The following is an 8,730-nucleotide window of genomic DNA, read 5'->3' on the forward strand; positions in this document are numbered from 1 at the left end:
TTACTATTTATTTTCATATGCCTTATTAACTTATTTATAAATTATCTCTTAAGATTTACTATGGTATTTAATATATCATCACCTGTTGTTACAGCTTTACTATTAGCCTGAAAAGCTCTGCTTGCAACAATCATATCAGTGAACTGCTGAGCAAGATCTATATTTGACATTTCAAGCATTCCGGAAGTCATAGCACCGTATCCATCGCTATTATCACTTGCAGCAGCATGTCCTGCACCAGTTCTCACAACAGCATCTCCTGAGTTAGCTGAAATATTATATAGATTTCCTCCTTCTTTTACTAAACCTGCTGGATTTTGAAAAGAAGCCATGGCAATTTGTCCGATTGCTGTAACTCTACCATCTTCAAGAGTTCCAACTATTAAACCATCTTTTCCTATGGAATAGCTTGTAACTCTAACTTCGGTTCCACCATCATTAACTGTACTAGGTATTCTTAATGTTTTAAGATTTGTATCATCAGATGTTACTGTACCTGAAGCATCTACAAAATTTATAGTTCCTTGCGCATCATTAGTAATACTTCCACCTACTGAATAACCCATAATTCTGTATCCATCTGAAGTTAGAAGATTACCTGACTTATCTAGGGCAAAAGCACCATCTCTTGTGTATGAAATTTGTGAATTTGCATTTGCAGCAATATTATGATTAGTAGTACTGTTAACTGTAACGCCATTGTTACCAAAAACAGTAGGCCCTTTACTCACCAGGAAATATCCATCTCCATCAATAGCTACATCCAAAGTTCTATTAGTAGTCTGTAAATTACCTTGAGTCATTATAGTATCTACTCCTGCTACTTTAACTCCAAGTCCTATCTGACTTGGATTTGTACCTCCTAGTGCTACTGTTGGCATTCCAGCATCTGTTGTAGTTTGACTTAACATATCTTGAAATCTTGTTCTACCACTTTTAAAGGCTGTTGTTCCATCATTTGCTATATTATTACTTACAACATCCAAGGCTGTTTGATTAGCCTGCATACCTGATACTCCTGAATTCAATAATCTTAATCCCATATTAAAAACCTCCATTAGTTTATTAATTTATTTTTTATCATATTTTGATCAGCTTCTATCACTCCACTGATCTAGACTTCCCATAATAAGGTCCAGTCTAAAGTAAAACCACACTATCCACATTGGTAAAAACATTATTTTTAGCACTATTTTTGTCTACTGCTGTTATTACAGTTCTATTCTTAATACTTGTAACCAGTGCTAAATCTTTGTAAAGTATAACTGAATTTTTACATCCCTTTTGTTCTGCTTTATTTATGCCTTCATTTATAGTCTTCATATCCTGCTCATTTAGGCTTATACTTCTACTTCTAAGTCTTTCAGCAGCATGAGCTGAAATGTTAAATCCTTCTTTTTCGTTGATTTCTTTCTTTAATATATCTTTAAAATCTACATTATTTTTAGATTTTTCAGTACTTTTTTGCTGTGAAAAACCACCAATAGGTTCTATAGGGTGAATTTGTCCATTGATTACTCTATAACTCATCTTTATAAATCAGCTGTAGAAGTATCGTTATTTGAAGTATAATTGTCATTGGTATCCGATGTACCTGATGACTTATCGGTACTTGTACTACTATTTGAACTATTACTACTTGATAAAACATCAGGATTAACCTGAATAATATCACTATAATCAAAATCCTTAGTAACAGCTTTTCCATTATCCGAAGTATTAACTGATAATGTTATTGTATCTCCATCTTTAGTTATAGACTTAACTACCCCTACATAATTATTTCCCAGACTGTCAGTAGGATTAAATTTAACATTTACACCAATCAGATTGGCTGCTGAATTTAAAGTCATTGTACCATTTAAATTTGCCATTTGCTCCAGTGATGAAAACTGTGCAAGTTGTGCAACGTATTGTGTAGAATCCTGATTACTACTACCTGTAGGATCCTGATTAGATAACTCAGCTGCTAATATTTTCAAAAATGAATTCTTATCAATGTCTTGTCCCTTTTTTACAATCTTTGTTCCCCTATCTGTTGCACTTGAATTGGCAACAGCGGACTGATACCCAGTTTGAACTGTATCACTACTTGTTACAGCCATGTTTTACCTCCTTATATGAGTTTATATTTTATTTAGTATACTGATTTATTTCATTATACTAAAACATTAACGTTATTCTCTTCTCTATTACTATTCTCATATTTAATATCTGTTTCTTCCATATTACTGCTATTTAAATTTGCAGTTTCATTATTACTTCTATTATCATTCCCATTATTTCCACTGAACTGATTATTATTAAAATTACTATTATCACTGAAATAAGTAGTATCACCATTATAAATATTTATATCAAGACTCTGAATTTTAATATGCTGATTATTTAAGGAATTATTAATCTCATGTAAATTTGAATTCAATAAATTGTAAGAATCCTTATTAGCAGCAGTTATAGTAGCTTTCATAATATTACCATCAGAAGTAATCTTTATAAGCATTTCTCCAAGTTCCTTTGGAGCTATTTTTACCGTCATACTTTTTATATTATTGTCTTCCATATAATTTAAACTTTTAATAAAATCAGAAGTAAAATTATCTTTATTTATTACTTGTGGTTGAATATCCTGATTTTGATTATTTAAATCAGCAGTATTTACTGTAAATTGATTCATTACATTAATAATCTTTGAATACTTATCATCAGAGCCTTTATTATCTACAAGCTGATTTAGAAATTCATTATCCTTACTCTTTGTTAGACTATTGGAAGTAGATATTAATTTAGTAGAAGAATTATTAGTATTACTATACATGTCCTGGAGTTTTGATAATATGTTATGTAATATAGTAACTTCTCTCTTATTCAATACTTGCTGCTGATTATTACTAACGGATTTTGCTGCACTAGACAATGAATTCTTTTCTGAAATAATTTCATTACTACTTTCAAGACTCTTAAATTCTGATAATATTTCTTTAATACCATTAATCTCTTTTGTTGATTGATTTCCAAGCATATCTGATAATTTATCTTGTTTATTAGAAACTTGTTGAGCTAAATCAGTTTTGGTATCCACTTTGTCAGATAATAAATAATTTAGCTTATTTAACACTGAGTTTATACTATCAGATTTAATACTATCTTGATCACTTTTTAGTAAAGTTGTACTATTATTGTCATTCTGCAGAGAAATTAACTTTTGTAATTTCTCCTCTATATCATTAATCAATTGTTCCTTAGCTGAAACCACATTTGTTTTATCAAGTTCATTATCTGATAATATTTCTTTTTTTACAGTTTTATTAGTATTATTATCTAATTTATCAGAAGGATTTTGTATTCTACCAACCTTATTATTTAAATCATAAGAGAAATTTTGTGAATCCAATTTACCTGATATTAAGTTATTAAGTAAATCATCATTATTATTTAATTTAATATCATTTTGTGCTTTATCAGTTTTATTATTTACATTATTCTGGAAATTTTCTAAAACTAATTTAGTTGATATTAAATTATTAAGCAAATCATCATTAATGTTTTCTGCATTACTATTTAATAAATCAGAAGATTTACTGCTTATATCATTACTATTTTCAAGATTCTTAAGTTCTGATAATATTCCTTCAATAGCACTAGTCTCTTTTGTTGATTGCTTTCCAAGTATATCTGATAATTTATCTTGATTGTTAGAAACTTGTTGAGCTAAATCAGCCTTAATATCCATTTTGTCAGATAATAAATAATTTAGCTTATTTAATACTGAATTTATACCATCAGATTTAATACTATTCTTGTCACTTTTTTCTAAGATTGTGCTATTATTTATATTCTGCATTGAAATTAAATTTTGTAATTCCTGTGCTATATCATTAATCAATTGTTCCTTAGCTGAAACCACATTTGTTTTATCAACCTTATTATCCGTATCATCAAATAAATTTTGTGTCTTATCAGTTTTATTATCCACTTTATCAGAAAGCTCTTGTATTCTATCAACCTTATTATCTAAATCATATGAGAAATTTTGTGAATCCAATTTACCTGATATTAAATTATCAAGTAAATAATCATCATTATTCTTTGATTTAATAACATTTTGTGATTTATCAGTTTTATTATTTACATTATTTTTGGAATTTTCTAGATCTAATTTGGTTGATATTAAATTATTAATATTAAGTAAATCATCATTAATGTTTTCCGCATTACTATTTGGTAAATCAGAAGATTTACTGTTTATATCATTACTATTTTTAAAATTCTTAAGTTCTGATAATATTTCTTCAATAGCACTATTCTCTTTTGTTGATTGCTTTTCAACCATACCTGATAATTTATCTTGATTGTTAGAAACTTGTTGAGCTAAATCAGTTTTATTATCCACTTTGTCAGATAATAAATAATTTAGCTTATTTAACACTGAGTTTATACCATTAGATTCAATACTATTCTTGTCACTTTTTTCTAAGGTTGTGTTATTATTTATATTCTGCATTGAAATTAAATTTTGTAATTCCTGTGCTATATCATTAATCAATTGATCCCTAGCTGAAACCACATTTGTTTTATCAACCTTATTATCCGTATCATTAAATAAATTTTGTGTTTTATCAGTTTTATTATCAACTTTGCCAGATAATAAATAATTCAGCTTATTTAATACTGAATTTATACCATCAGATTTAATACTATTCTTGTCACTTTTTTCTAAGGTTGTACTATTATTCTCATTTTGCAGATAAATCAACTTTTGTAATCCCTGTGCTATATTATTAATCAATTGATCCTTATCTGAAACACTCTTTGTTTTATCAACTTTATTATCCGTATCATCAAATAAATTTTGTGTTTTATCAGCTTTATTATCTACTTTATTAGGAAGCTTTTGTATTCTATCAACCTTATTATGAAAATTATTAGAGAAATTTTGTGAATCCAATTTACCTGATATTAAGTTAGTAAGTAAATCATCATTATTATTTGATTTAATAACATTTTGTGCTTTATCAGTTTTATTATTTACATTATTCCGGAAATTTTTCGAGCTTAATTTAGTCGCTATTAAATTATTAAGTTGATCATCATTAATGTTTTCTGCATTACTATTTATTAAATCAGAGGATTTACTGCTTATATCATTAATATTATCAAAACTTTTAAGTTCTGATAATATTTCTTCAATAGCACTAGTTTCTTTTGTTGATTGCTTTTCAACCATACCTGATAATTTACTTTGATTGTTAGAAACTTGTTGAGCTAAATCAGTTTTAGTATCAACTTTGTCAGATAATAAATAATTTAATTTATTTAACGCTGAGTTTATACCATCAGATTTAATACTATTCTTGTCACTTTTTTCTAAGGTTGTGCTATTATTCTCATTTTTCAGATAAATCAACTTTTGTAATTCCTGTGCTATATTATTAATCAATTGATCCTTATCTGAAACACTCTTTGTTTCATCAACTTTATTATCCGTATCATCAGATAAATTTTGTGTTTTATCAGTATTATTTTCGGCTTTAGATTTTATATTTTCACTAAACAACAAATTTTTTGAATTCTTATCTATAGAGCCAATATCATCATCCAAACTATATTTTGATGCCTTATTTAAATAATCTCCAAACTTATCAGTCTTTCTTGAAAACTTTTCTCCTGTAGTTTGTAGACTAGACCCCTTTATTTTAGAAATATTCTTAGGGATTTTACTAAAATCAGTTGTTATAACTATCTCACTCATATTCTTCACCTCCCTTCGCTATTTCTTCTTATAAATCCATACAATGCGAATTCATCATTAGCCTTTTGTTCAATGAAATTCTGTTCTTTAGTAAATTGAGCCTTTTGCTTATCTTTTAAAATTTCCACTGTCTTTCTGTCTATCTGATTCTCTTTAAGTTCCTGTCTTTTTTGCTCTAATAAAGTTTCTTTTTTTTCAAGTTCCATATTTGCCTGATCAATACATCTCGAAAGAGAATTTAAATATACTTGTGTTATCTTTTGCTGAACAACGGAGCCATATTTTCTTTTTTCGCTAAACTCTTTATAACTAGTATTCAATTTTTCAAGATTTTCCTCTGCACCAATTTTCTCTTGCTGTGCCTTTTTAAAATTTATCTTACCTTCTTCTTCTCTATCTTTTCTTATATCTAAAAGCTTCTGAAGTCTAAATTTGAAATTCCCCATAACATTTACCTCTCGTAACTAAATTAATTAAACTCTTAATTCAATATCATTTATGTAAAGAAACACTTTTGATTTATAATTTTCACTGTTAATAAGTTTAAATAAAGTTACAATGCATTTGTTCATTTAAAAATCAGCTAAACATCTGAACAAGTTTATTTCTACTCTCTTCAAAATTTGATTTTTCATTTATTCCCTGTCTTAAATAATTAATAATATAATCATGATAATGCAAGGCTATATCTATTTTTTTATTACTTCCTCTTACATAAGCACCTAAATTTATTAAATCCTCAGAATCATTATAGGTTGCCAGCAAATCTCTAGCTGCAGAAGCTGCCTGCTTATGATCATCATCGGCTATTTCTGACATAAGTCTACTTATGCTCTTTAAAGTATCAATAGCAGGATAGTGGTTTTTTGCAGCTAAATCCCTTGACAATACTATGTGTCCGTCTAAAATACCTCTCACTGCATCTGCTATAGGTTCGTTAAAATCATCTCCATCTACAAGCACTGTATAAAAAGCGGTAATAGAACCTCTATCTGACATACCTGACCTTTCCATGAGCCTTGGAAGCATAGCAAAAACGGAAGGTGTATATCCCTTAGTAGCTGGAGGCTCTCCAATGGCAAGTCCAATTTCTCTTTGTGCCATAGCAAATCTGGTCACCGAATCCATCATAAGTATTACCTTTTTTCCTTGATCTCTAAAATATTCTGCAATAGCTGTAGCAGTAAAAGCCCCTTTTAATCTTACCAAGGCTGGTCTGTCTGAGGTAGCACACACTATAATAGACTTCTTCATTCCCTCTTCACCAAGATCCTTTTCAATAAAATCAAGAACCTCTCTTCCTCTTTCACCAATAAGGGCAATTACATTCACATCAGCCTGAGCTTCTCTTGCTATCATACCTAGGGTTGTACTTTTTCCTACTCCACTACCTGCAAATATACCTATTCTCTGTCCTTCACCGCAGGTTAAAAATCCATCTATGGCTCTTACTCCTGTAGACATTACATTTTTTATTCTTCGCCTTTTAAGTGGATCTGGTGGATCACTGTCAAGTTTATAATAGTTTCCTTCACCTAAAACTTTATCATCCAAGGGTTTACCAAGTCCATCCAAAACCCTTCCAAAGAGTTCTTCTGAACATTTAACAGTAAGTGGCTTTCCTGTAGGTACAACTTTACAGCCAGGTGCTATTCCTATAAGTTCTCCTAAAGGCATCAGTATTATGTTATTCTCCCTAAACCCTACAACTTCACACTCTACAGCAACATTTTTCTCATTATATATTTTGCAAACTTCACCTACAAAGGCTTTGATTCCCTCTACTTCAATGGTAAGTCCTATTACCTTACTAACTACACCCTCTATGTAAGCTGTACTGCATTCCTCTACCTTTTTCATCAGTTCCTTAAAATTCAAAGAAATCATATCTTTTGTTCTCCTCAATTCATAATTTCCTCTTTTATCTTTTCAAGTCCCGTAGTAATGCCTAGCTGAATTTTACCATTATCCTTTTCAATAACAACACTGTCATCACCTAAAAAATTATCCTCTATAACAAATATTTCGCCTTTTAATGGTATTTGTCTTTTCCATATCTCCACTTTCTCATTCAATGAATTGTGATGAAGCTTACTGCATTTTATAGTTATAAGCATATTATTTTTTAGAGTACTAACAGCATCATAAATCATATCATCAATGCCGTCTTCTTCTTTAACCTGCTTTTTTAAAATCTGAGATGCAATGGAAAGTGCTAACTCCTTTACATCTACTCTTTTATCCAAAAGATATTTTTCATATTCCAGCTTTGCATTGCTAACGAGTTCTGAAGCATTTTTCTCAGCGTTGGTTGTTATATTTTCAGCCTCCGCTTTGCTTTTGCCTATAGTCTCGTCGTAAGCATCCTTATATCCAGTATGCTTTCCCTCTTCATATCCCTTGTTATAAGCTTCATTTTTCATAATTTCTGCATCACTGATGGCCTTAGTTTTTATGCCCTCTGCTTCTGCTTTTGCCTTGTCCATAATGGCCTTGGCGATTTTCTCAAATTTATCTATATTTTCTTCGCCATTATTTTTTATGATATGCTTAATTTCCTCTAAAGATTGCTGCTTTTCTTCAATGTTACCATCTGTAATTATCTCTTTTTTTCCCTGTTCAATTACTTTAGTATTTTTAATAATACTAGACGATAATAGCATCTTCTCCACCTCTTGCAATTACTATTTCACCAGCGTCATCCAGTCTTCTTATTATGCCAACAATTTTCTGCTGTGCTTTCTCTACATCTACGATTCTTACAGGTCCTAGGAATTCTATATCTTCCTTTAATGCAGAAGCAGCTCTCTTTGATTGATTTCTGAAAATACAATCTGCAACTTCCTCTGAACAGCCTTTAAGTGCCAGTGCCACATCTTTATTATCAAGTTCTCTAAGAACTCTTTGTATAGACACATCGTCCATAGTAATAATGTCCTCGAATATGAACATTGACTGCTTAACTCTTTCAGCAAGTT

Annotated in this window: 8 protein-coding genes; all 8 read right to left on the reverse strand. The window is 29.8% G+C overall.

From position 1 onward, the window contains the following. Positions 1-41 precede the first annotated feature (41 nt). On the reverse strand, positions 42-1,043 hold the full coding sequence (locus RH99_RS08670; RefSeq protein ID WP_010236632.1) for a flagellar hook-basal body complex protein: 1,002 nt from the start codon (positions 1,041-1,043) through the stop codon (positions 42-44). Between the two features lie 97 nt (positions 1,044-1,140). Then, positions 1,141-1,530: a TIGR02530 family flagellar biosynthesis protein gene (locus RH99_RS08675; RefSeq protein WP_010236634.1), complete on the reverse strand. Its 390-nt coding sequence runs from the start codon at positions 1,528-1,530 to the stop codon at positions 1,141-1,143. 2 nt (positions 1,531-1,532) lie between these two features. Beyond that, positions 1,533-2,105, reverse strand: coding sequence for a flagellar hook capping FlgD N-terminal domain-containing protein (locus RH99_RS08680; protein WP_010236636.1), 573 nt, complete (start codon positions 2,103-2,105; stop codon positions 1,533-1,535). A 53-nt stretch (positions 2,106-2,158) separates the two neighbouring features. Continuing rightward, complete coding sequence (locus RH99_RS08685; RefSeq protein WP_010236638.1) at positions 2,159-5,752, reverse strand: flagellar hook-length control protein FliK; 3,594 nt, start codon at positions 5,750-5,752, stop codon at positions 2,159-2,161. Positions 5,753-5,757: 5 nt separating this feature from the next. Then, a complete protein-coding gene (gene fliJ, locus RH99_RS08690; protein WP_010236640.1) occupies positions 5,758-6,198 on the reverse strand; it encodes a flagellar export protein FliJ in 441 nt (146 codons plus the stop codon). A 133-nt stretch (positions 6,199-6,331) separates the two neighbouring features. Next, positions 6,332-7,639: a flagellar protein export ATPase FliI gene (gene fliI / locus RH99_RS08695; RefSeq protein WP_010236642.1), complete on the reverse strand. Its 1,308-nt coding sequence runs from the start codon at positions 7,637-7,639 to the stop codon at positions 6,332-6,334. A 14-nt stretch (positions 7,640-7,653) separates the two neighbouring features. Next, positions 7,654-8,415 (reverse strand): FliH/SctL family protein, encoded by a 762-nt coding sequence (locus tag RH99_RS08700; RefSeq protein WP_010236644.1) that lies wholly within the window; start codon positions 8,413-8,415, stop codon positions 7,654-7,656. Beyond that, the coding region (locus tag RH99_RS08705; protein WP_010236647.1) for a FliG C-terminal domain-containing protein at positions 8,399-8,730 on the reverse strand (332 nt) is incomplete at its 5' end. The genes RH99_RS08705 and RH99_RS08700, both read right to left, overlap by 17 nt.

This window comes from Clostridium arbusti SL206 (genome assembly GCF_000246895.1).
In the GTDB taxonomy this organism is placed as follows: Bacteria; Bacillota; Clostridia; order Clostridiales; family Clostridiaceae; genus Clostridium_I; species Clostridium_I arbusti.

Bases quoted from the DNA above. Each gene is read 5' to 3' on its own strand.
- RH99_RS08675 (WP_010236634.1), bottom strand. From the start codon at position 1,530: ATGAGTTATAGAGTAATCAATGGACAAATTCACCCTATAGAACCTATT.
- fliI (WP_010236642.1), bottom strand. From the start codon at position 7,639: ATGATTTCTTTGAATTTTAAGGAACTGATGAAAAAGGTAGAGGAATGC.
- RH99_RS08680 (WP_010236636.1), bottom strand. From the start codon at position 2,105: ATGGCTGTAACAAGTAGTGATACAGTTCAAACTGGGTATCAGTCCGCT.
- fliJ (WP_010236640.1), bottom strand. From the start codon at position 6,198: ATGGGGAATTTCAAATTTAGACTTCAGAAGCTTTTAGATATAAGAAAA.
- RH99_RS08700 (WP_010236644.1), bottom strand. From the start codon at position 8,415: ATGCTATTATCGTCTAGTATTATTAAAAATACTAAAGTAATTGAACAG.
- RH99_RS08685 (WP_010236638.1), bottom strand. From the start codon at position 5,752: ATGAGTGAGATAGTTATAACAACTGATTTTAGTAAAATCCCTAAGAAT.
- RH99_RS08670 (WP_010236632.1), bottom strand. From the start codon at position 1,043: ATGGGATTAAGATTATTGAATTCAGGAGTATCAGGTATGCAGGCTAAT.